The 24,001-nt window shown below is 50.7% G+C and carries 24 protein-coding genes; 4 read left to right on the forward strand and 20 right to left on the reverse strand.

All coding sequences use genetic code 11. The features are described from left to right. Positions 1-7: 7 nt before the first annotated feature. The 4 genes from CGC65_RS20430 to CGC65_RS20445 all read right to left on the reverse strand — a co-directional run bounded on the left by CGC65_RS20430 (position 8) and on the right by CGC65_RS20445 (position 3,973). Positions 8-877 (reverse strand): FAD binding domain-containing protein, encoded by an 870-nt coding sequence (locus tag CGC65_RS20430; RefSeq protein ID WP_002569575.1) that lies wholly within the window; start codon positions 875-877, stop codon positions 8-10. A gap of 297 nt (positions 878-1,174) precedes the next feature. After that, positions 1,175-2,647, reverse strand: coding sequence for a DEAD/DEAH box helicase (locus CGC65_RS20435; protein WP_002569576.1), 1,473 nt, complete (start codon positions 2,645-2,647; stop codon positions 1,175-1,177). A 28-nt stretch (positions 2,648-2,675) separates the two neighbouring features. After that, entirely contained in the window at positions 2,676-3,365 is a 690-nt protein-coding gene (locus CGC65_RS20440; protein ID WP_002569577.1) for a YoaK family protein, read from the reverse strand. 110 nt (positions 3,366-3,475) lie between these two features. Continuing rightward, positions 3,476-3,973 (reverse strand): CarD family transcriptional regulator, encoded by a 498-nt coding sequence (locus CGC65_RS20445; protein ID WP_002569578.1) that lies wholly within the window; start codon positions 3,971-3,973, stop codon positions 3,476-3,478. Positions 3,974-4,305: 332 nt separating this feature from the next. On the opposite strand from CGC65_RS20445, the gene CGC65_RS20450 reads away from it, so the two are divergent. After that, positions 4,306-4,596: a DUF2325 domain-containing protein gene (locus CGC65_RS20450; RefSeq protein ID WP_002569579.1), complete on the forward strand. Its 291-nt coding sequence runs from the start codon at positions 4,306-4,308 to the stop codon at positions 4,594-4,596. 9 nt (positions 4,597-4,605) lie between these two features. Here the strand turns inward: CGC65_RS20450 and yqeB are convergent, their stop codons facing one another. The 3 genes from yqeB to dapA all read right to left on the reverse strand — a co-directional run bounded on the left by yqeB (position 4,606) and on the right by dapA (position 6,904). Next, a complete protein-coding gene (gene yqeB / locus CGC65_RS20455) occupies positions 4,606-5,433 on the reverse strand; it encodes a selenium-dependent molybdenum cofactor biosynthesis protein YqeB (protein WP_002569580.1) in 828 nt (275 codons plus the stop codon). Between the two features lie 27 nt (positions 5,434-5,460). Then, positions 5,461-5,850, reverse strand: a complete 390-nt coding sequence (locus CGC65_RS20460; protein ID WP_002569581.1) for a winged helix-turn-helix domain-containing protein — start codon at positions 5,848-5,850, stop codon at positions 5,461-5,463. A 130-nt stretch (positions 5,851-5,980) separates the two neighbouring features. Beyond that, complete coding sequence (gene dapA, locus CGC65_RS20465) at positions 5,981-6,904, reverse strand: 4-hydroxy-tetrahydrodipicolinate synthase (protein ID WP_002569582.1); 924 nt, start codon at positions 6,902-6,904, stop codon at positions 5,981-5,983. Positions 6,905-7,028: 124 nt separating this feature from the next. Between dapA and CGC65_RS20470 the strand changes: the two genes are divergently transcribed. The 3 genes from CGC65_RS20470 to CGC65_RS20480 all read left to right on the forward strand — a co-directional run bounded on the left by CGC65_RS20470 (position 7,029) and on the right by CGC65_RS20480 (position 9,525). Further along, entirely contained in the window at positions 7,029-7,877 is an 849-nt protein-coding gene (locus tag CGC65_RS20470; RefSeq protein WP_002569583.1) for a dipicolinate synthase subunit DpsA, read from the forward strand. Between the two features lie 17 nt (positions 7,878-7,894). Further along, a complete protein-coding gene (locus tag CGC65_RS20475) occupies positions 7,895-8,479 on the forward strand; it encodes a dipicolinate synthase subunit B (RefSeq protein WP_002569584.1) in 585 nt (194 codons plus the stop codon). Between the two features lie 302 nt (positions 8,480-8,781). Then, on the forward strand, positions 8,782-9,525 hold the full coding sequence (locus CGC65_RS20480; RefSeq protein WP_002569585.1) for a GNAT family N-acetyltransferase: 744 nt from the start codon (positions 8,782-8,784) through the stop codon (positions 9,523-9,525). A gap of 11 nt (positions 9,526-9,536) precedes the next feature. On the opposite strand, the gene CGC65_RS20485 is transcribed toward CGC65_RS20480, so the two are convergent. The 13 genes from CGC65_RS20485 to CGC65_RS20550 all read right to left on the reverse strand — a co-directional run bounded on the left by CGC65_RS20485 (position 9,537) and on the right by CGC65_RS20550 (position 23,987). After that, positions 9,537-10,544 carry a reverse transcriptase domain-containing protein gene (locus CGC65_RS20485; protein ID WP_002569586.1) on the reverse strand — a complete coding sequence of 336 codons (1,008 nt, stop codon included), beginning with the start codon at positions 10,542-10,544 and terminating at the stop codon, positions 9,537-9,539. 431 nt (positions 10,545-10,975) lie between these two features. Continuing rightward, on the reverse strand, positions 10,976-11,809 hold the full coding sequence (locus CGC65_RS20495; protein ID WP_002569587.1) for a carbohydrate ABC transporter permease: 834 nt from the start codon (positions 11,807-11,809) through the stop codon (positions 10,976-10,978). A gap of 14 nt (positions 11,810-11,823) precedes the next feature. Beyond that, positions 11,824-12,702, reverse strand: a complete 879-nt coding sequence (locus CGC65_RS20500) for a carbohydrate ABC transporter permease (protein WP_002569588.1) — start codon at positions 12,700-12,702, stop codon at positions 11,824-11,826. A 62-nt stretch (positions 12,703-12,764) separates the two neighbouring features. Then, on the reverse strand, positions 12,765-14,204 hold the full coding sequence (locus CGC65_RS20505) for an ABC transporter substrate-binding protein (protein ID WP_002569589.1): 1,440 nt from the start codon (positions 14,202-14,204) through the stop codon (positions 12,765-12,767). Positions 14,205-14,237: 33 nt separating this feature from the next. After that, positions 14,238-15,203 (reverse strand): uroporphyrinogen decarboxylase family protein, encoded by a 966-nt coding sequence (locus tag CGC65_RS20510; protein WP_002569590.1) that lies wholly within the window; start codon positions 15,201-15,203, stop codon positions 14,238-14,240. Between the two features lie 247 nt (positions 15,204-15,450). Then, positions 15,451-16,098 (reverse strand): GntR family transcriptional regulator, encoded by a 648-nt coding sequence (locus tag CGC65_RS20515; protein ID WP_002569591.1) that lies wholly within the window; start codon positions 16,096-16,098, stop codon positions 15,451-15,453. Next, positions 16,095-17,297 (reverse strand): hypothetical protein, encoded by a 1,203-nt coding sequence (locus CGC65_RS20520; RefSeq protein WP_002569592.1) that lies wholly within the window; start codon positions 17,295-17,297, stop codon positions 16,095-16,097. Before CGC65_RS20520 ends, CGC65_RS20515 begins: the two co-directional genes overlap by 4 nt. Before the next feature lie 70 nt (positions 17,298-17,367). Next, positions 17,368-18,132 carry a 4Fe-4S binding protein gene (locus CGC65_RS20525; RefSeq protein WP_002569593.1) on the reverse strand — a complete coding sequence of 255 codons (765 nt, stop codon included), beginning with the start codon at positions 18,130-18,132 and terminating at the stop codon, positions 17,368-17,370. Between the two features lie 205 nt (positions 18,133-18,337). Then, a complete protein-coding gene (locus CGC65_RS20530; RefSeq protein WP_002569594.1) occupies positions 18,338-19,528 on the reverse strand; it encodes a mandelate racemase/muconate lactonizing enzyme family protein in 1,191 nt (396 codons plus the stop codon). A gap of 16 nt (positions 19,529-19,544) precedes the next feature. Beyond that, positions 19,545-20,732 carry a mandelate racemase/muconate lactonizing enzyme family protein gene (locus CGC65_RS20535; RefSeq protein WP_002569595.1) on the reverse strand — a complete coding sequence of 396 codons (1,188 nt, stop codon included), beginning with the start codon at positions 20,730-20,732 and terminating at the stop codon, positions 19,545-19,547. A gap of 41 nt (positions 20,733-20,773) precedes the next feature. After that, positions 20,774-21,985, reverse strand: a complete 1,212-nt coding sequence (locus CGC65_RS20540; protein ID WP_002569596.1) for a DUF401 family protein — start codon at positions 21,983-21,985, stop codon at positions 20,774-20,776. A 140-nt stretch (positions 21,986-22,125) separates the two neighbouring features. After that, the gene (locus CGC65_RS20545) at positions 22,126-23,400 is read right to left on the reverse strand and encodes a TRAP transporter large permease (protein WP_002569597.1); all 1,275 of its coding nucleotides are present in this window, start codon (positions 23,398-23,400) and stop codon (positions 22,126-22,128) included. After that, positions 23,400-23,987, reverse strand: coding sequence for a TRAP transporter small permease (locus tag CGC65_RS20550; protein WP_002569598.1), 588 nt, complete (start codon positions 23,985-23,987; stop codon positions 23,400-23,402). Before CGC65_RS20550 ends, CGC65_RS20545 begins: the two co-directional genes overlap by 1 nt. Between the last annotated feature and the right edge of the window lie 14 nt (positions 23,988-24,001).

A 24,001-nucleotide genomic window follows, 5' to 3' on the forward strand; every position in this document is an offset into this window, starting at 1 on the left:
CTCCCTCCTAGTTATAGCATTCCATGGCCTGCTTAATGGCACGTTTTGTAAACACGCGGATCATATCCTTCCTGTATTCGGCCGATGCGCGGATATCAGAGATTGGATGACAGGAATTCATTGCTTCCTCCGATGCCTTCACAATCACTTCATCGGTAAGTTCTTTGCCAATCAGGGCTTCCTCCGCCCCGGGTGCCCGTACCGGCGTGGCCGCAACCGCGCCCAGGGCAATCCTGGCGTCTGTGCAGACGCCGTCTTCCACCTTAATCTTGACTGCGACGCCGATGATGGCCAGGTCCATCGCCTTTCTGACCGCGTGTTTTATGTATGCAGCCCTCTCATTCTCAGCCAGCGGCGGAATCACAATGCCTGTCACGATTTCTCCCGGCTCCAGGGAAGTCTTTTTGACACCCAGGAAAAAGTCTTCGATTTGAATGACCCGGTCCTTGTTGGGACCCTGTACCAATATCTTAGCGCCCTGAGCCAGTAGGTTGGGGGCTGTATCGCAGGATGGGGACGCATTGCAGATATTGCCTGCCATGGTGCCCTTTGTCCTGATTTGTGTGGATGCCACTACCTTGGCGGCATGAGCCACTGCCGGATTCTTTTCTTTAACCAGAGGAGATGTCTCTATGGTACGCAGTGTTGTCAGCGCCCCTATTTTTAAACCTTCCCTGTCATCGTATTCCAGATAATCCAAACCTGGAATTTTCTTAAGGTCAATGATATACTCTGGTGATATAACCTTGTCTTTCATTGGCGGAATCAGATCCGTTGCGCCTGCCATAACCCTGGCTGTGCTTCCAAGCTCAAGGAACAGATTGCACGCCTCCCCGATGGTCTTAGGAGCAAGATACTCGAATTGAGGTAATACCATTTACGTTTTCCTCCTTACACTTCTTTTTATTGCCTGCTAATTGTTACGTTCTCCCTGTATCATAATTGTAGAAGGAAACGCTTCCGCTTGCCAGAAGTGTATATCACAGATGTTGCAATTGTTACACCTTTTGTCTCTGTTTCACGCGTACATCCTGGGGGAATGGGAAATGCAAAAAAACAGCTGCAATAAATAAACGAATGGCCAGGCTGCCGGTATCTCCTGCGGATACCGGCAGCCTGGCCATAGCGGATATGGAAACCATCTGCTTGAAATGACAGTGAAACGCGCAGAATACTATACTCCATTATTCTGCGAAGTAATTCTCACCTTCCTGATTTTCCCCTTGATGGTCCTGTCCTGAAGGCCTGCCAGAACCTGAGAGCCTTTGCGGTTCAATATCTCCACAAAGGTGAGGCTTTCCCTGATATCTATGATTCCTATGTCCTCCGCATCCACGCCCTCTATGCTGCACACAGCGCCCACGATATCGCCGGACCTCATCTTGGATTTACGGCCGCCCCCGATGGACAGTCTGGTAATGGACCGGTCCAGCTTCTCCCCCTTATGTGGGCCGGGATCCGGCTTCTTTCTCTGGAGGGCCCAGAAAGCCTTTTCCTCCTCTTCCTCTGTCTCCGGACAGGGAAGAACCGGAAGCGGCACTCCCACATACGCCTCCGCCTTGTGAAGCGTCCTTATCTCATCCTCAGTCACCAGGCTGGCCGCTCTGCCTGCCTTTCCATTTCTCCCGGTCCGTCCAATCCGGTGCACATAAGTCTCCCTTCCCATGGGAAAATCGTAGTTCACCACCAGGCCCACGTCCTCAAAATCAATTCCCCTTGCGGCCACATCCGTGGCAATCAGGTACCGGAACCCTCCCCGCCTGAATGCGTCCACATTTTTAAGCCGTTCCTTCTGCTCCATATCACCGTGGATCATGCCGCAGAATATCCTGTCTCTTCTCAGCTTCTGGAATAACACCTGGACCATTTCCCTGGTACCGCAGAATATCATGGCGCGCTCCGGGTTTTCCTTCATGAGAACGCGCTTGAATGCCGTATACTTCTGGTCCTGTGCGACGCCGTACACTGACTGCCGGATGGGAAGGGGCGTCTCCCCCTCCTGTTCCAGGAAAACGGAAACCGCATCCTTTACCGTTTCCTCTGCCAGGTTCTTCACATCCTCATCCAGGGTGGCTGAAAAAAGAAGGGTCTGCCGTTTCTCAGGAAGGAGCCCCACAATCTGCCTGACCTCGTCCATGAACCCCATATCAAGCATCAGATCCGCCTCGTCAATCACCAGGTATCTCACCCCTGTCAGCTTCAGGCTCCCCCTGCGCACATGGTCCATGACACGCCCCGGTGTCCCCACCACAATATGGGTTTTCTGGCGCAGTGTCTGTATCTGCTTGTCAATGGGAAAGCCGCCGAACACAGCCGGTACCTTCAGCCGTTTTTTCCTGCCAATCCTGAATATCTCCTGGCTGACCTGCACGGCCAACTCCCTGCTTGGCTCCAGCACCAGAGCCTGGGGCAGGTTTTCCTCCCAGACTATCTGTTCGCAGACAGGAATGGCAAAGGCAGCCGTCTTGCCGGTTCCTGTCTGGGACCGCACCACCACATTCCTGCCTGCCAGCACATGAGGCAGCACCTCCTCCTGCACTCTGGTGGGATGTTCATACCCTAACAGCGCCAGCGTCTCCGTGATTTCACCGGATAAACCGTAGCCGCCAAAACAGCGGTCCGGTTCCGTTTTTTGATTATTTTCCATATATCTCCATTTCTTTACAAGGGAGCTTCTACCTGCGCCCGCCTTCTATATCTTCTTTCACAAACATGATCAGGAAGCTGACCAGCAGAAGCCCGCAGCTGACCCATATGGTGCGCTCCCTGAGATAGGCTGTAAGTACACTGCCCATGACGGCACCCACTGCAAATATGCCGATGACTCCATAGTAGCGGATACATTTATCCCGATGGTCCTTTTTGCCCGTATGGCGGTACCAGTACAGGTTTTCCGTGGCGCTGCGCAGATTTCCGATACACATGGTGGTGGCATAGGGGCTTCCCTTGATTTTCCTGAAGGCATTGACCTGAAGGGCGCATACAAATGAGACAATGATATTGGCTGCCATATTCATATCCTGGGGCAGGAATCCCACCACAAAAAGCAATATGATCTCAATAGCCACAATCAGCTGCCTCCAATGGAACCTTCTGTCCTGCCGGTGAAGCCGTTTTACATGCTCCGCCATATACACGCCGCCGGCAAAGGCCAGAACAGGAGCCAGATACCGCACAGCCAGGTTCCACTCCCTGGCAGCCAAATGGCTTCCCATGAGAACGATATTGCCTGTCTGTGCATTGGCAAACACATTTCCCCTGCAGTAATACGTATAAGCATCCTGGAACCCTCCGGATAAAGTCAAAAAAATACCCGTTGACACAGCCTCCGACATCTGTCCACGGGTACCCATACTCTTTTCCATCTCTCCTGCCGCCTTTCCCAAGTTAGGAATCTGATAAATCTGATTCTTCCAACTCAAGATTTTACCACAGTTCAGATTAAAATAAAATAGTTAAATGTTTCACAGTTTTATCACGCTTCACCAATCTGGCTGGTAATATAGTCCGGTATCTCCTCCGGGCAGATATCCAGGGCAGTGGCCAGTTCTCCAAACAGCAGCTTCCGGGCGCTCTTTACGCCGTCCCGCTCACGGATGGACAAGGGCTTTCCCTTTCCCCTGCGGTTCTGCTCCATCTCTGATATCTCCTTAATCATAGATGCCAGTTGAGTACAATCGCCGGACTCAAGGATCTGCCTGTATGCCTGGGGTCTTTCCTTGTCGTTTGCATACTGCTTTCCCTCAACAGACGGCAGGGCCAGTATGAACTGCTCTGCTTCCTGCCTGGTCATGATTTCCCTCATCTTTACCTTTGGGCTGTCCACCGGTATATAGATGGTGGTATCCTGGTCAAACTTCGGTACAAGGCTGTAATACACCTTGTCATTATTAGAGAAGTCAGGTTTCGATATGCCTTCCACCTGGCATACGCCTACAGTTCCATAGAGAATATATTCTCCTTTTTTAAACAAATTCCCACCTTTCCGAACAGATACTGTTCAAGTGTTAACGGGGTATCTATATAGTATATCACACTTTTCCCTATTTGTAAAATGCAGGCATCCGACAAAGGTATCCGGCACGTAAGCCGGCAAAGGTTCCGGCACTCCGGCCGGCGGCATTCCTTCGGTGGGTTTTCAGAATCATTTCAAAGTCCTGCTGCCGAAACAACGCAAAATATACCCCGGTAACATGATAAACTTTCTCATGTAAAGGGCTGGACAATTTTACAAAATTATTGTATTATGTCATTACATAGTTAGTTCTGACTAACCACCTGGACACCAAAAAAGGAGGATTTTACATGAGCGTTGTCATTATCGGAGGCCATGACCGCATGGTAAGCCAATATAAGAAGATTTGCAGGAATTACAAATGTAAGGCAAAGGTATTTACCCAGATGAGCGCCAGCCTGGATAAACAGATTGGCAGTCCTGACCTGCTGGTCCTGTTTACCAACACTGTGTCCCACAAAATGATACGCTGCGCCCTGGACGAGGTGGGAAACGGCACGGAGATCGTCCGCTGCCATACCAGCAGCGGCACAGCCCTCACTGAAATCCTGGAAGAAAAATGCGCGGTCTGTGCCCTATAGGCTTTTCAATCAATACCCCTGCTTCACCTCCAGCATCTGTAAGCCCTCCACCACGGAGCCTGCGATGCATCTGGCCTTGTCCGATATGGTGAAGCAGTTTTCATATTCACTTTTTCTGGGATCAATGTCAGCGATCTTAAATCCCTTCACTACCGGATACCCGTCTTTTATGATACCCCTCAAAAGCCCTGTCAGGGAAGCTTCCACCGTGACCTCGCCCTGTCCGGTCACAATGACTCCAATGGCCTGGCCCTGCTCCACCATGTCCCCAATCAGGGCCTTGCCAAAGAAAATCCCCTTGGCCGGGGCATGGATGACCCGCTCTGCCCCATAGCCGCCGATGACTCCGGGAATTCCGGTATTGGGGGCAGCGCTTCCGTTTCCAATGATGCGTCCCAGATTGTGGCCTCTCATGGTCTCTATCACAAGGTCCACATCCTGACCGGCTGTGAAGCCCGGCCCGAGGCCGATGGTCTTATCCGCCATGTCCCTTGTGGTCCCCAGGTTCTTCTTGGCCAGTATGGCATCCACCAGAGCCCAGGGACGCACTTTTTCAAGCACTGCGCAGTTCTCGTCAATCATGACGGGCACTGCTCCCTGCTCCATGATGGCGCAGGCTTCCTCATAGCCGGAAGCCTTGATACAGGTAATTCCCTCCACCTCAGACGTACCGTCATATACTGCTTCGGAAAAGGCCACGCATCTGCGGATTGCCGAGGGGTATCCCGACTCCAGCACCAGCACCGGGTATCCGCAGCGGTAAAGCCTGTGGATGGTACCGGTGGCAATATCACCGCCGCCTCTTACAATTACCAGTTGTTTTGCACGTTCCGTCATTTTACATCCATTTCCTTCCATCTTTAATTATTCGTCTGCCTGTTCAGCTGACTGCTTCAGCTCTTCCACCCATTCCTGTGAAAAGTGCTGTTCAAATAACCGGTCCAGTTCCTGCCTTGTCTCTGCCATGAAGGCGTCGTATGCCTCCAGAAGCCGGACTGCCTGAGGCGTAAGGGTGGAGCCGCCTCCGTCCCTTCCTCCTGTCTCCCGCTCCGTCAGCATGAACCCCCATGCCTTTTCTGACTCCTTTAACATCTTCCAAGCTTTGCTGTAAGCCATGTTCATGGCCTGGGCCGCCCCCTGGAGGGAACCGGTGGATTCCACTCCCCTCAGCAGTACCGACATGCCGGGTCCGAATGCCTTTTTTTCAAAATATAATTTCAGTGATATCCCATAGTGAAGCTGATTCTGGTCCAATGATATGCCCCCTTTTTTGAATGGTTATGTTTTTTCAAGAATAACGTCCTCAAAGATAAAAGCCGGGCAATCGCCGGCTTTTGATTCTCTGTGCATAAAGCTCCAAACTGCTATTCTTTCACTCCCTTTATTATAGCAGATTTGTCTGATTATGCAATTCTTTTTTCAGGCTGATTCCCTGCCGTTTCATAACCTCTGCCAGTCTCTCCCTCTGCTCCGGCTCCATGGGTGTCAGCGGAAGGCGCAGGTCATCCCCGCAGACCCCCATCAGGCCAAGGGCCGTCTTCACTGGTATGGGGTTTACATCCCAGAACAGGGCTTCCATGATTTCCAGAAGCTGAAGCTGCATCCGTCTGCTCTCCTTCACATCCCCATCCAGGTACAGACGGCACATCTTATGTGTCTCTTTCGGCATGATATTGGCCAGCACCGACACCACACCCTTGCCGCCCAGAGACATGATGGGTACGGTCTGGTCATCATTGCCTGAATAGATGTCAAATCCCTGCCCGCACAGGGCTGCTGTCCTGGCAATCAGGGACAGGTTGCCGCTGGCCTCCTTTGTCCCCCGTATATTGGGATGCTCCGACAAAATCCTGTAGGTTTCCGGCTGTATGGTTACCCCGGTACGGCTGGGCACATTGTATAAAAGGATGGGTATGCTCACATGGTCCGCCACCTGGGTAAAATGGCGCACCAGCCCCTCCTGGGATGCCTTGTTGTAATAGGGAGTCACCTGCAGCAGGGCATCCGCCCCCAGTTCCTGGGCCTTTCTGGACAGCTCCACCGCATGCTCCGTACAGTTGCTCCCCGTACCCGCAATCACCGGTATCCTGCCGTCCACCTGTCTTACGGCGTAGCGGATAACAGCCATTTTTTCCTTGTCGTCCAGGGTGGCCGACTCCCCTGTGGTGCCGTTCACCACCACAGCGTCCGTGCCTTCCCTTATCATCCATTCCAGAAGCCTTCCAAAGGCATCAAAATCAAGATTTCCATATCCGTTCATGGGCGTCACCACTGCCGCAGCGCTGCCCTCAAAAATACTGTGACTCATAAACATCAGTCCCCCGATTCAATCATTATACTATGAAAATATGACAAACCCGTCTTTATGGTACCAATTATTTCCTTCTGTCATATAGTGACAATATGAATCCAATCTCATAAGGAGAGTATCCATGCATCAATTCCTCATACTGGGCGGAGACTCCAGGCAGGTTTGCCTGAACTGGCTTCTCAGTCAGTCCGGTTCCAGTACCTGCTTTTACTATGACAGACCCTCTTCCCCCTTCTCTCTCAGGGAAGCCATGGAAGATTCCCATATCATCCTCTGCCCCGTTCCCTTTACCAAGGACGGTAAAACCATTTTCTCAGAAAACAGCCTGCCCGGCCTGGAAATACAGACCTTCACGGCCTGCCTGAAAAACACCCATATACTCTTTGGAGGGAATATCCCTTCCGCTGTCAGGGAGCGCTGTGACCTTCTTTCCATTCCCTGCCATGATTTCATGAAGATGGAGGACGTGGCATGGAAAAATGCGGTTGCCACCGCAGAAGGTGCGGTTGCAGAGGCCATATCCTTAAGTCCGGTAAATCTTTACAGAAGCCGCTGCCTGGTAACCGGGTACGGCAGATGCGCCGCCATTCTGGCCGACCGGCTAAAGGGCATGGGAGCCCGCGTAACCGTGGCGGGCCGCAATGCCTCCCGGCTGGTCCCGGCCCATTGTCTGGGATACGATACCTGCCTGTTAAAGGAACTGGGCGCCGTCATAGGAGAATCTGACTTTATTTTCAACACCATACCGTCCCTGGTACTGGACGCTGCCCTGGCAAACCAGGTTCAGGAAAATGCGGCTGTCATCGACATTGCCTCCGCGCCGGGAGGGGTGGATTTCCAAGCCCTTGAACGCCGGAATATACGGGCCAGATTATGTCCCGGACTTCCCGGCCGCTGCTCACCCCTCTCCTCTGCCCTGATTCTTTATGAGGCCGTCATGGAGTATATCCGGGATTCACAGACTCAGTAAGGAATAAGGAGAATACTATGGAATTAAAAGGAAAACATGTAGGCCTGGCCGTCACCGGGTCTTTTTGCACCTTTGCAAAAATAGAACAGGAAATCAGGCATCTGAAGGAGACAGGGGCCATCCTACACCCCGTCTTCTCTGGAAGCGTCCAGTCCACGGACTCCCGTTTCGGGGATACCGGCCAGTTTATGGACCGGATCACATCCATCACGGAAATGAAGCCAATACTGAAAATCGAGGAGGCCGAACCCATTGGTCCAAAGGGGTACCTGGATGTCCTCCTCATCGCTCCCTGCACCGGCAACACCCTGGCCAAACTGGCCAACGGAATCACGGACACTCCGGTCCTTATGGCTGCAAAAGCACATCTGCGAAACGGCAGGCCGCTGGTGATATCCGTATCCACCAACGATGCCCTTGGCATCAACCTTAAGAACATCGGCCTGCTGTTCAACATGAAGAACATTTACTTTGTTCCCTTTGGCCAGGATGATCCGGTGAAAAAGCCCACCTCCATGATTGCCCATACCGGACTCATAGAGGATACCCTTAAGGAGGCCCTGGAGGGCAGGCAGATACAGCCGGTTATACAGGGGCTGTAGGACTCTTCCGTCAAAATCTCTCCGCTGCAAAAATCACTGGGGCCGGAAGCATGCTGCCACAGCATGATCCCGGCCCCTCAGCAGACATCCGCGCCAGTATTTCGCTCAATATTATATATTCCCTTAACGAAAGAACATGACATACTGTTGTCATATTCAATGTTCTATCCTTATAGAAAAAGGCCCTGAAGGACCAATCTGGCGAATCACTAAATTCAGGGAGCCGGCACATGATGAGCCATAGAAACCGCCCATCAGGCCAGGCCCTATGATACAGGCATACGATACGGAGGAATAAGGAAATGGAGCTTATCAAAATAACACACGGCAACCTTGAACAGGAACATATCTGTTGTGCCATATCAAACAACAAAGACATTCAGGTCATGACAAAAAAAGCCTGGCTCAAAGAAAGACTTGACGAGGGACTTATATTCTTAAAATGCAATGTGAGGGGAAAGTGCTTTATTGAGTATATTCCCGCTGAATACGCCTGGGCGCCGATAGAAGCGGACGGGTATATGTATATCAACTGCCTGTGGGTATCCGGACAGTTTAAGGGACTTGGCTACTCAACGCTTTTGCTGGACGAATGTATCCGGGACAGTAAGGAAAAAGGTAAAAAAGGACTTGTTATCTTATCCTCAAAGAAAAAAATGGGATATCTTTCCGACCCTGAATATCTGAAATATAAAGGGTTTGAAACCGCAGACGCGGCAGGCCCCTATTTTGAACTGATGTATCTGGCCTTTGACAGAAATGCTGACAAACCATGTTTCAGACATACGGCTAAAAACCGTGAGGACATGCCAAAGGGCCTGGTCCTGTACTACACCAGCCAATGTCCCTTTACGGCAAAATATGTGCCGCTTCTGGAAAAAACAGCCAAAGAAAGAAATGTGGAGCTTCAAACCGTGCATATACAGACAAGAGAGGACGCCCAAAACGCCCCGGCTCCCTTTACAACATTCTCACTGTTTCGCGATGGAGAACTCTTAACCCATGAGATACTGTCGGAAAAGAAATTTGATAAACTAATATCTTAGGCTGACAGCGGTTAAAGACACATATCCTGCCCCAGCATCTCCCTAAGTTTCACCTGGGCCTCCCGAAACCAGGCATCCCCATCCCCTGAGGCCAGCAGCACATAGGCCGTCTTGCCCAGCAGAGACTCCAGATACCGTCTGGTTCCCCCATCCCCATCATTCAGGTATGCCTGCCTTCCGGTACGCGTCAGATGCTCCTTTGCCCCATATTTCATGCAGTAATAAATCTCCTGCCGCAGACGTCTTCTGTAGGGGGCGGGAACCCGGACCCGTTCATTCACCACCAGGCCGGTCACCACCTGCCTGGTTCCCCTGGTCAGAATCCGGGTTTTCCTCAGATTAGGCTCAAATCCCATGGACCTGAGAAAACCGTATACCTTTCCCTTCACCTCAGAACCATCAAAAACACCTGAAAATGTCATGTCATCGCAATACCTGCTGTATACAATTTCCCGTTCCCCGCACCAGGCTTCCATATACTCATCGAAGGGCTTCATCACCAGATTGGAAATGGCCGGAGACGTAGGCGCTCCCTGGGGCAGACGGTCATGGCAGCAGCAAAGGGAGGCCAGCATGACACCCACTGCCGGTGGAAAATAGGCTGTCGGAAATGCGTGATGCAGCACCATGGGAAAGGTGATGCTCCCAAAAAAATCCTCAATATCCATCTTCATGACAATCTTCCTGCCCTGATGCTTCCCTGCGTTGGCAGCCACCGAAGCCCCCTTCCTGTAAGCCGCCGCGCTGTCGGACACTGTAAATCCGTCCAGCACATGATGAAGCAGATTCCTCTGCACATTTTTCAGAAGGGGATCCGGCACCAGCAGGGTCCTGAAGCCGCCGCTTCTCTTGGGAATGTTCACCCTTTGGTAATGTTTTTCCGCGTGATTACTGAGGGCATAGAGACAGCCCATTATTTTTTCAGGAGGCCAGTCCCCGGCCCCTATCAGCCGGAAGGAAATCATCATCTCCCTGCACTGCTCAGCGCTGCAATATTTCCACAAATCCGTCCGGGCCATATCTCTTACCTCCTGGAACCCATGCCGATTCTCCGGATCATTTCCCGGGTCATTTTCCGGGTCATTTTCCAGATCATTTCACAGATCAATTTCCAAATTAATTCCTGACAAATCAAACAGTTATTACAAAAACAAAGACAGGAGAAGCAACACGTATCCGGATACCGTAAGATGCATAGGGGTACCGGGCCGCAAAGCGGCGGGCACATGAAATGTGCGGATGTACCACGGCGCAGCTTGCGGACTTATCCCTCTGCTATTCACTCCGGGCAGCGACTCGCTGTCCGTCCAGGCTTACTGCCTATGCAATATTCCTGAAAATGCTGTTGCTTTTCCTGTCTTTGCTTATGCCATAATCATAGGCAAAAAACATTGGATTGTCAATGTACTTTTATATATGTGCTTTTATATATGTTTCTTTTAAGATGCACTTATCCCTTAACAGCGCCTTCCATCATACCGGCCTTCTGGAACTTCTCCAGAATCAGGTACAGGATGATGATAGGTATGATAACCAGGGTGGTGCCTGCCAGTATAACGGGCCACGGGGTGGATAATCCCTCGCTGACCGGCAGCAGTGATATCGTCACCATCAGCGTGTATTTTGCCTGCTTCCTTAAGTAGAGCAGAGGCCAGAAGAAATCGTTCCATCTGGCAATCAGGGTGATGGCTCCCCAGGACGCCATGGCCGGCTTGATAACCGGAAGAATGATTTTGGTGAAGATGCCGAAGTCGGAACATCCATCAATCCTGGCCGCCTCCACCAGTTCATCCGGCACATCAGTTATATACTGGTTCATGTAAAAGATACCCACTGCCGTGGCAATCCTGGGGATTACCAGGGACCACAGGCTGTTAATCAGTCCCACCTTCTTCATGATGATGAACAAAGGCACACTTCCCACCTCCGGCGGCACCAGCATGGTGGCAATGACAAAGTAAAACAGGAATTTCCTGCCCGGAAACCTGTATTTTGCAAAGGCAAAGCCTGCCAGGGCGCAGAAAAACAGGGAGGTAATGGTTCCCATGATGGTGGTGAACACGCTGTTGAAGGCATTCTGTCCAACAGGAATCATTTCAAACAGACGCTTAAAGTTAGCCATGGTGGGATTTGACACCATCAGGGAATTAAATCCCGTGATGCTCTCACTGGTGCTCTTTATGGAAATCAGGCACATCCACACAATGGGAAACAGGCAGATAAGGGTGATGAATATCAGTACGCCGTATACCAGGACCGTGGACGCATTTTTCTTTCTGTTCATTTTATTCCCTCCTTCTATATTTCGCCCTGCTTGTGTCTTACCACAAACTGGATGATGGATATGACAATCAGAATAAGAATCAGGATAACGCCGATTGCCGATGCATAACCCATGTTGAATACATTAAAGCCTGACTCATACATGTACTGGAACAGGGATGAGTTGGAGGTTCCCGGTCCTGGAAGGATATAGGATTCATTGAACAGCTTCCACATATCCACTGTCAGTGTCACGGAACAGAAAAACAGGATATTCTTTAAGGACGGCAGGGTGATGAACCAGAACTGCTGCCACCCGTTGGCACCGTCCACCGTGGCTGCCTCATAGTAATCCTTGGATATGTTGAGCAGTCCCGATAAGAGAATCATGGTGAACCATGGTGTATATCTCCAGACATTCAGGATAATAACAGGTATCTTTGAAAATGTGGTGCTGGTAAGCCAGGGGATCTTGCTGCCCCCGAATATTGTCACCACCTCATTGACCAGACCCACGTTCTCATCAAACAGCATTCGGAAAATAAGACCCATGGCAATGGCTGCACATATATTCGGAAGGAAGGTAGCCGTCTTGAAAAATGCCCTGGCGGAATTACTTTTTAAGTATCTGCTGTTTAACAGGGACGCGATGAGCAGGGCACAGCAGATAATGAATACCAGTCCGGTGAGCCAGTAGACCACTGTGTTGCCCAGGGATTCCCAGAACATATCGTCAATCAGCATTTTCCTGTAATTGTCAAATCCGCAGAAATCCGGAGTCCCGATTCCCTTCCAGTTTGTCAGGCTGATGTAGAATGTCCATATGGTGGGCACCAGCTGAAATACAAGAAACAGGATAAAAAAGGGCATGATAAACAAATAGGGAGCCCTGTATTTTTTCAGTGCTTTTAACATTCGCTGCCTCCTCCTTAAGGTTTATAAAAGGCTCCCTCCTCGGGGCGGGAGCCTTTTTTGCATTACTGGCTGATTTCAGCCTTGCCGATCTTAGCTTTTAAGTTCTTATCCATGTTGGCGATAGCGTCGCTCATGGACTGGTTGCCTGCCACGTACTTCTCCAGCTCAGCAGAAATGATTTCATCTGCCTCTGCATCCTGAGGTGTTACCACCAGGTTTGCAGCGCCGTTCTCAAGGCACTTGCCCTCCATCTCGCGGAAGGACTGGCCGCCGTAGAAGTCAGATGGCTCTTTCCAGAATGGATCCTCCAGCATTTCCTTGGATACTGGGTTGGAATAAGGAGCATTCTGCTCTTCCATGGAATTGACCCATACTTCCTTTGCCTGGGTGTCAAAGGTGAAATCATACCACATCTGGCGGAACAGCTCTGAATAAGGATTATCGCCCTTCTCGATGATGGCCATGTACTGGGATACAGGAGCGCCTGCCTTGTCAACGCCTTCAAACGCAGGAGCTGACATGACTCTCCACTGTCCCTTGGTGGCTTCGCAGTTCTTTCTCATGAATTCATCCCAGAAAGCACCGATGCAGAAAGTAGCTACCTGCTGTTTGTTGATGGCGTCATAAAGAGCCGGCTCCATGATGGTGGTCTTTAAAAGAAGTCCCTCGGAATTCATGGTATCCAGGGCGCCTAATGCCTTCTGTGTTCCTTCGTCGCTGCCGATTACAACTTCTCCGTTCTCATCCCAGATTTTAGCGCCAGCTGACGGCATAAGCCCCCTGCGGCCCCAGTATCTCCAGGTCTTGCTGGTTGGGTCGATGTAGGAAAGATAAACTTCCCCGTTGCTCTTTTCCTTTAACTGGCGTCCTGCCTCTATGTAGCCTTCCATGGTATTCATCTGCTCTGCGTCCACGCCGTACTTGTCAAAGATGTCCTGGTTGTAAAACAGCACCTGGGGCCTTACGGAATCCGGCAGCGCATAGATGCGTCCGCCGATGGTGGCGTCTGTGGTGGCTCCATCTACCATCTTATCCAGAAGAGGAGTCAGATATTCAGTCTCATCCTTTAAAAGGCCTGCGCCTGCCAAATCCATGATGGTTACAGGGTCCAGCATAGCTGCGTCGGGAAGATCCTCGGTGGCTCCCGACAGTGCTGTCATGGTAATCTTCTCACGGATGTCCGCGGTTCCCTCTGTCTGGACAAACTCAATCTTCACATCCGGCGCAATATCCTTGTGGTTCTCCAGCCATGTCTCAAACCACTGCTGTCTGTACTGGGGATTTCCCATGGCGTAAACCACCAGGGTTCCTGCGGGATATACGGTCTTTTCACTGTCCGCTGCCTCTGCGCCCCCGTCTGCCGCCCCGCTCTGGTCACCCTGGGCATTCTCTGCCTTGGGCGCCGCGGTGGTGCCTGCCTGGTCGGTCTTGCCGCCGCAGGCTGCAAGGGAGCCCACCACCATGGATACCGCAAGTGCCATTGCTAACTTTCTTTTCATCATTCTCTGTTCCTCCTTTTGATATTCACTGTTACATTATTCCCTGGCTGCCTCTACGGCTGCCTTTAAAAGGTCCATATCCTGCTCTGTTGCAAGGGTGCAGTCAGCTCCCAGAATAAAATGAGTTCTTCCGAATTCCCGGATGACCTTCCTTGTCTCTTCCTTCACTGCCTCTGCCGGTCCGTCCACCAGTACGCCGTGGCGGTTGGGAAGGCCGCCCATGATGGTCTTTCCAGCAAACATCTTCCGTCCGTCCTCTAAACTGAAGGGTGCTTCATATACGCCCCAGTTCACCACGTCCGCGTAGGGGCCGTAATCCTTATAGCGGTCCATGTTCAGCTGGTCCTTGCAGATGTGAAGGAAACAGTATCCTCCCGCATCCTTGATGGCCTTCATAATCTGCAGGTCAAAGGGCTTAATCCATTTCTCAAATTCCTCATCCGTGAAGAACCTGGTCTCGCCGCCCAGAGCCGCATAATACACGCCGTCCACGCCCAGCTCAATGTATGTTCTTGCCAGTTCGCACATCACGTCCGCAATGCGCTTCATCCCTGCCAGAACCGTATCCTCATCCTCACGCAGCAGGCGGCAGAGCTTCTCCCTTACCTGGTCGTATGTATAGTTGGGGTCCATCTTTTCCAGAGGATGGATGGATGATGCGGTAATACCGTGAAGTGTGCCCAGGATAAATGCATCCCTGTCGCATCCGGCCAGAATCTTCTTAACCAGCTCCACCTGGTCCTGCATGAAGCCGTCCTCCATGGTCATCTCTTTTACCATGCTGTAATCGGCTCCATTGTTAATCTCGCCCATATAGGGAACCAGATTTTCATTCATGATTTTAAGGATGTCTGTATCAGACTCCTCAAAAAATTTCAGATGGGCTTTTACGGCCGCGTCTCCAAAAGCTGATTCCTTAGGAAAATGCAGGGAAAATCCGCTGGGTATCTTGTCAACTTCTTCTCCCCGGATAGCTGCTGTCACTCTCTCTTTTTTTGTCATGGCTGTCTCCTCCATTAATCATATCACTAATGTGATTAGTAATCTTACTAATCGTGATTATAACACTGCCGACAAGCCGTGTCAAATATTTTTTATCCATTTTATTAAAATAATTTTATCATCCGACATAATTTTTGTTTATTTTCACGCTGTATGCAATTTTTATTCAAAAAAAGGATGTAAAATTGACGGCATCAATCTTACATCCTTAGTATTTATGCATTTTCCCGTATCCAGGGGCCTGTTCTCAAAGGGAATAGTTCTCCTGAATCTGCTCTTTCACATTCAGTATGTCCTTCTGGAGCATTTCCACGGCCCGCTCCGTATCATGTTTTACCAGGGCTTCAATGATTTCCCTGTGATAAAAGCTGTTGGATTCTGCGTTCTTTTTCCAGGCTGTCTGGAAATATTGGGAAATATACGAACAGGATTTTTGAAGGGCTGCGGCAATCACATCGCATATATAACCGTTCCCGCCCATCTCACAGAGCTTCAAATGAAAATCCGTGTTCCGGTTCCAATGAATGGCCACCATCCTCTCATGGTTATCCTTTGTGATGGTATCCAGCTGTCTTAAATCTTCTATCTGCTCAGGGGTAATTCTCTGGCACAGCCGCCTCAGGTTGCCTGTCTCCACATCAATTCTGAATTCCAGAAGATCCAGTATCTCCTTCAGGGTCACAGGAACCACCTGATAGCCCACCCTTGGTATACTTTTCAGGACATTATCCTTGCACAGCTCAATAAGGGCCTCCCGCACCGGTGATTTGCTCATGGCGTACTTTTCCATGATTTCCCCTTCATGGATGATATCGTTAGGCTTATAGATGCCTTCTTCTATCTCCCGGTAGATTCCCTCCACCACGGTTTCTTTCAGGGTTTTCTTCGTCTTCATCTTCTTTTCTCCAATGCCTTCCCTTTTTTATAAACCAGTTCCGCCAGCCTGTAGGATATATCATAGGCCATGGACACATCCCCGTCCATCCAGTCCTTCCCTGTCCAGAGCTGCCTGAATCCACTGACCGCTTCCTCCGTCATGCCCCCCGGCGTGGCGTGGTCCTTAAGCTTTGCTTCCAGGAACTCTCTGGTCTCCAGCTGCAAAGAAAGAAGATGCAGCTCAAAGGACCTGGGGGCAATAATGTCCGCGTTCCCGGCCGTTCCTGCTCTGGTTCCATTCCCATTCCCGTTTCCGCCTTCCCGGCCGTCATATGGTCCGGCTTTGTTTCCGGCCTCCCCGCCCGCCCCGCGGGCAAAGGCCAGGGCGCCTTCATACCAGCCCTTTTCCAGCCAGGCCAGCCTATCCATCTGCTGCCCGTCCATCTGTCGCCCGTCCATCTGTCGCCCGTCCGGCGCTGCGGCAGGCGTAATAAGACCGGGAAGGCCCAGCCTTCTGCGGTTCAGCGCATACAGGATGCCGGCCGCCCGGGCGCAGCCGCCTTGACCGCTCTCATCCCCATAATGCGGTTCCAGCCCAAAACATAAGAGGTACAGCATATGATAGGTAATGCTCATGGACAGCAGACGCAGGGATTCATCCGGCGTACATTCAAATACCTGTCCTAGGGGTTTGAGAAACTGTCTGACCGCGTCCAGCTGCTCCCTGCCGGGAGGACAGCCGGGGTCGTATGTAATCTTATTGAAAGCCAGTGAATACACATCCAGGCCGCCGATCACAGTCTCCATGGCCGGCAGGATGCATACGGTCCTGACACCGTCACCCAGGATCCTGGTATACCATTCAGGACGCGGACTGGGAGCAAAGGACAACAGCAGCAGCCCTCCACCCCCTTGTTCCCTGCGGTACTTTACATAGGGCTTTATGGTATCCTCTGCCACTCCCGCCACCTCATGGGGCCTGACGGAAAGCACCAGTATGCCGGGCTTATATTCCTTCAGCTTATCCAGGCAATTGCCCGCTATGATTTCAAAGCCGTATCTGTGCCTCAGCTCTTCAATCCCCCTGGAACCGGCCTTCACCGCAAACATCCGCTTTTCATATCCTTCTCCCAGCAGGCTTCTGTAGCAGGGAACCATATACGCCCCAATCCATCCCATACCAATGACAGCCAGCCTGTCTGCTCCATCACCCATCATATATTTCCATCCTTTTACAACTACATCCTAAAATTATAATCTGAAATGCGTCAGGATTCAATAGGGGGGATTATAAAAACAGCTCATTTTCCCGTCTGATATCCCTGACAGGGGAAAGCTTCTGCTCCAGCATGGCACAGGCCTGCTCAGGCAGGCTTCTGGCCTTCACCGGACAGACGGAAATACAGCGCATGCAGAGGATGCAGCGCGCCTGGTCCGTGGAGGAAGGATTGCTTACAGGGATAGCCTGCACAGGACATCTGGCAGCGCACAGCCCGCAGGATATGCAGGATGCGTTGGTAAGGGGAATCACCGGCATCTGCTTCCAGTCACGGTAAGGACGGTTTCCCGGCACCTGAGGCTCCTGCCAGCCCTCCTCTTCCAGCTTTTCAAGTATCCTGGCCCCAAAGTCAGCCATTTCCTTCCGGTCCTGATTATCCGGCCGGCCGGCCGCGACATCCCGTACCATGGAATGTTCTGCCAGCAGCGCTGTCCCTGCCCCAATCCTGAACCCCTGGGCCTTTAAGCAGTCATCCAGTTCCAGAAGGGCATCCTCAAAGGCCCTGTTGCCGTAGACTGCCGCAGTCAGCGCCACTGCCCCGCCGCCTTTCAGGTATGTAAGCTTTTCCGCCGCATATCCGGGTATCCTGCCGCCGAACACGGGCACGCCCACAATCACGGTGTCCTCCGGCCCAAAGGAATACTCTCCCTCCAGGCTGCAAAGGTCCACATCCTTGACCTTCTTCCCCATCTCCATAGCCAGATTGAGACAGGCCTTCCTGGTGCCGCCTGTGGGGCTGAAATACACAACGGTTATATGTTCCATCTTATTCATACTGTTACCTCCGGAATTTTGTATGTTGGTTCGATATTCTAGTTATTTTATCACATTCCGGGAGGAAAAGCACCATCTGAAAAACAGAATCTGTGCCGGCCTGTACCGGAATCCATTCCTGTTTAAGCCCGGACGGCTCTCCCCTCATGCAGACTGCCGCCCTTCATAAGGAAAAGCAGGCGTTTTACCGCCTGCTTTCAAAAATCTAGTCAACTACCACCCTGGCATAGGAAGCCATGGCCTCCTCGCTCATCTCCTGGCCGATTCCGGGCCGTTCATTCATCACATATCTGCCGTTTTCCGGAGCCCAGGCGTATTTCCCCGCTTTCTGGTAATCTGTTTTGAAATTAGCGCAGTGCTCCTCATGAATGACAAAATTAGGTATGACGGTCTCCACATGGAGGGCGGCCGCCGTGGCAATGGGGCCGCCGCACACGTGAAGCTGGATGCCGATATCATATACATTGGCCATATCGCAGATTTTCTTTACTTCCGTGATGCCGCCGGTATTGCACAGGTCAGGCTGGGCGATGCTGAGTGTCCTGTCCTCAAAGAACTGCCTGAATCCCCAGCGCGTATAGCTCCTCTCACCGGTTGCAAGGGGGATATCGCATTTCTGCTTGATATGCTTAAATACCTCAGGATTGGAAGGCATGGTAGGTTCCTCATAGTACATGATGCGGTAAGGCTCCAGGGATTTTCCTAAAATCACGGCCGTGTTGGCGTCAAGGGTGGAATGGATCTCTATGATAATGTCAAGCTCGTCCCCTCCCGCCTCACGGGCAGCCGCAATGCGCTCCACCGCAATTTTCCTCAATGCTTCCGGATAAGCTCCCTTCAGATTGTCGCCGCGTTTTAAGTACGCCTGGTTAAAATCCTCTCTTGATAATCCGGCAAAGCACGGGTCAATCTTAACTGCATCGTATCCGTCCGCCATGGCATCCTTTACAGCGTCATAGTAATCCTTCGGTTCAAACTGAAGCTCAGACCGGTCCAGTTTTGTAATAAGGGTCCTCCACCCCATCTGCAGCTGGGAGGCGTACGCCCGGAGGGAATCATGGGTCTTTCCTCCAAGGAGCTTATAAACAGGCAGCCCCAATGCCTTTCCCTTAATATCCCAGCAGGCAATGTCGATGGCGGCCATAGCGGCAGATACCGTAACGCCCCCGTTCATGCCCCAGAACGTATGGCGGTGGAGATGTTCATAAATTTTTTCCGTGTCAAAGGGATCCATTCCAATGACCATCTTGGCAAAATCCTGGCAGTTTCCCCACGCCGCGTTCTGGCAGCTGCCGTAGGAAAGCCCGGCCTCGCCAAAACCGCTGATTCCCTCGTCCGTGTTTACCTTAACCGTTATGAATGCTCCTTTATAGCATTCCACACTTGTAATCTTCATCTTCTGATTTCCCCCTTTAATTAAGTGTTATCTGGTCTTCCGATGCAAGCGCCTTGTCAGACCATTCGTTTCCAATGCCAATATCGTCCGTCACGTCCAGATACCCATTCTTCGGCATCACTACCTTTGCTGTAAGTTCCTGGTTGGAAGGATTCATACTGCGCATATGCTGTTCGTGAATGACAAAATTAGGTATACATGCCTCAAGCTGTACAGACGGCGGCGTCAGCAGGTGGGACGCGCATGTATGAATCTGAACACCCACATCAAAGGTATACGCCATATCGCAGATTCTTTTTGTTTCAGTGATTCCGCCGGCATTGCCGATATCCGGCTGGATTACCTGAATGGAATTATCCATGAAATACCGTATGTATTCCCATCGGCCGAACACCCGCTCCCCATGGGCCAGCGGCATTTTCACATTATCCTTTACATATTTGTTATTGTAGAATACCGGCGTGTTAGGCTCCTCAAAATAGTAAATATTACAGTCCTGGACTGCTGCCGACAGCTGGATTGCCGAATTGGAATTGGTTCCCGCGTGGTTTTCAATAATAAGGTCAACCTTGGGGCCTATGGCCTCCCTGACAGCATGGACACGGTCGGAGAAAACCTGTACAAGCTCAGGAGGAAGCAGGCCCAGACGGTTGGTCTCATTCAATATATTGCCCTTTTCATCCCAGTTAAGGAAATCAATCTTAATGGCATCGTAACCATCCTGAAGGGCAAGCCTGGCCCTGTCCACATAATCCTGTACGGTTACGGCCGGGGAATCTATTGGCCCCCATCCAAACTGCAGCTGTGAGGCATAGCAGCGCACCTTATCCCGCCGCTTTCCTCCCAGGAGTTTATATAACGGCACATTTAGCGCCTTGCTCTTGATATCCCACAGAGCGATATCAATGGCGCTGACTGCGCTGTACCAGAAGGCACCGCCGTTTTGCCCCCAAAAGGTTCTGAGCATCAGCTGGTCCCACAGCACCTCATTGTCAAAGGGGTCTTTTCCCGAGATAAAAGGCCACATATCCTTTATCACACCAAAGGCCCCGTAGGTTGCATGAATTCCCGCCACCTCTCCGTCCCCGTAAATTCCTTCATCTGTGTAAATACGGATTCCCACCACCTTACTCTTTTTAGGAAACTCAGGCGTTTCATAACGGTTGTATTCGGCCAGGAATAACTTCGCGCTTGTTATTTTCATATTTTTCCTCCTTGTATCATGAGCTTTTGTTTATAAATCCGCTAATAGAAAATCTGCCCCAGCAGCAGTCCGTAACCATATGCAATAATTGAAAATATAATGACCGGTCCAAGGGCCCTCACAACGATGTCTCCCAGTGTGGTGTGGTAAAAATCAGCCGCAACAAAGGAGCAGACGTGTGTGGGAGATATCTGCATTGCAGCCCACGCGACACTCATCAGCATGACAAGAAACGGAATCCCTCCCTGGGGAAACGCCAAAAACGCCATGGGCATGCAAAGAGCAATGATTGTCTGGGAGCCGCTTATAACTGTGCCGATAAAGAACAGCAGGCCGAAGGACATTGTCATGGAAATAGGAAACTGTCCTATAAAATCAGGCAGAAGCCCTATGACGCCGGTATACGACAATATGCCTTTAAAAAGCATTATCAGGTACATGTTGCCCAATAATATGGGTTCCGCAGACCTCACCATAAGATCCGGAAGATCTTTTAAGCTGAAATGATCAAATATATAATTGGAAGCAATTACCAGGGGCGCGGCTATGCACACGGAAAGATTAAATATAATAATGATTAAGAGCACAGCTATCAGGGTCCACAGGTTTTTCACCAGATTGATAATTTCCGCTTTCTTATCAATGGTCTCTTCAAGCAGGGGCATTTCCCTGGGTATTCCTTTTAAATGTGTAATATATACCACAAGACATGCCGCCACCACCATAGGAATCATGGCCAGCACAAACACCCCCGCATTCTGTCCGCTAAGTGTAAGTCCCAAGAGGACCGCCGGAAAGGTTGGAAGGAACATTTCCGGTATATGTCTGTAATAGCAGGATACAAACGTCTTGTTTTTATCATCCATGTATTCCCCGCATGTCCTGTCTACCATATCCGCGCAGATTGTCATGACTGCCGCAGACGGAAGAAGTCCCATAATTGCAGGTGATACAATGGTATTCATTCTGCGGTTCCTGAGCAGGCGGTTAAATGAATCCTTCGCGTTTGTCAGCCTTCCTTTTTTCTCCAGCATAAGCTGGAGAAATATGATGAGATAGAAGCTCAGCAGCACATCTATTGTATCCCAGGCCACTGTCTGCCTTCCCAGAACAACCGCCGCGTCCTTCAGATTGACCCGGAACAAAATAATGGTAGCTGCTATCCCCCCTATCATTGCCACAAACAGCGGCTTTTTCAGCCATATAATCACAACAATTACCAGAAACACTATGGAAAGATATAGGATATCCATGTTTCCTCCTGATGCTTAGTCTAATTTCTCCAGTCTGTCCGGGATGACCGGCTCTATAGTCTGCGTAACGCCTGCGTCGCGTTATCTCCTGCATCACACCCGCGTCATCCCCGCTATCATCCCTGTTATCATCCCCGCCATCATATCCTGCCAAGCAGCAGGAGTGAAATGGCCGGAATAAATGCCACCACGAAAAATGCTGCTATCAGGCCAAACAGAAGGGGCATTTCGGCCTTTGTTATCTTGTCTATACTGATGCCTGTCAGGGATGAACCCACAAACAGGTTGATTGCCACAGGCGGTGTTACAAATGCAATAGCCAGGGCCAAATCCAGGATGATACCAAAGTGAATGGGATCGCATCCCACCTGGGTTACAACGGATAAAAGGGTGGGAGCCAGAATGATTATGGCCGGCGTTGTCTGTATGAACATTCCCACAATAAACATGATAATGAATATCATGAACATAACCACATAATAATTGCTGGAGATACTGAACATGAAATCAGCAATGGTCTGGTTGATGTTCAGATACGCGAATACAGAACCGGTTGCCTTTGCCGGACACATGATGAACATGGTGCCTGCTATAAACGCCGCATTGTCCCTGAACACGGCCCAGAGCTTCTCAATCTTCAACTCCCGGTATACCACGAATCCGATAAATATGCCGTACACAACAGCCACCACCGCTGCCTCCGTCGCAGTAAAGAAGCCTCCGTAAATTCCACCGAGTATAATAACCGGCATGATTAACGCCCACTTTGCGTCCCACCAGGCGCTGACCGCTGATTTGATATGGAAATGGTTCTCGCCCTTCAGGCGGTGCTTCCTGCAGTATACATAATTGATAAGGATAAGTACTCCGCCCACCACGCAGGATGGGAGCAGTCCGGCAATGAACAAATCTCCTACCGACTGATTACAGGTGACGCCGTAGAGTACCAGAGGATAGCTGGGAGGCACAATGACTCCCAGACCGCCAGCACAGCATGCCAGAGCTGTTGCATAATACTTGCTGTACCCTTCCTGCACCATCATAGGTATCATGATGGCGCCGATGGCCGCCACTGTGGCCGGTGCGGAACCGGACACTGCGCCAAAGAACATGCATGCTATGACCGTAACCATTCCAAGGGAACCTGTAACACCGCCTATGATTGAATTGGCTGCACTCACCAGACGTTTGGACAGACCCCCTGTTTCCATGATGGTACCCGAAATCATGAAAAAGGGCAGAGCCAGGTTGGTGAAGCTGGCAACTCCTCCATATGTAGTCTGGGCAATGAATGAACTGGTGGTAACCGGGTCAACATTTATCAGTACAAACATACTGATGAACATTGCCACTGCAATGGGCACACCAAGGAACATGAGACCAAACATTACAATAAACATAACACCTGTAGCCACTATCTCACCTCTCCCTTCACAGCAGCCGCCTCCCTTGCCGCCTTCTTTTCCAGATAAATCCGCTCACATTCATCAAGGTCCATCGCAGGCTTGGAAGCGCCCAGATTGGCCTCATTCTCATGCATGAGTTTTATGGTATCCTGCGCGATTCTTACGACACTGAGCACCAGCCCGATAGGAATAATGGCGTATACCATCTGCTGGGGAAGCCTCAGCAGCGTGGTCTGGCTGTTTCCAAGTCTCCTGATAATGGTCATGACAATATACAGCAAATATATATCAAAAGCAGCAAAGACCAGATTGGAGATGACAAGCATTGCCTTTTTCACCTTAAACGGAACCATTTCAAGTATAAAGTCGATGCGCAGGTGCTTTCTTTTGGTGACAGCCGCGGACATGGCAAACCAAATCATCCACACAAAGGCAATGGTCGCAACCTCCTCCACCCATGCAAAAGAATGCTTCAGCGCATACCGGCAGAACACGTTTGCAAAAAGCAGTACGGTAAGGGCTATGAATAACACAGCCGATATATACAGCTCTATATTATCCAGAAAAGTTTTCAGGTCGAACTTTCCATCTTTCATACGATCTACCCCCC

It is taken from the genome of Enterocloster bolteae, assembly GCF_002234575.2.
Classification (GTDB): domain Bacteria; phylum Bacillota; class Clostridia; order Lachnospirales; family Lachnospiraceae; genus Enterocloster; species Enterocloster bolteae.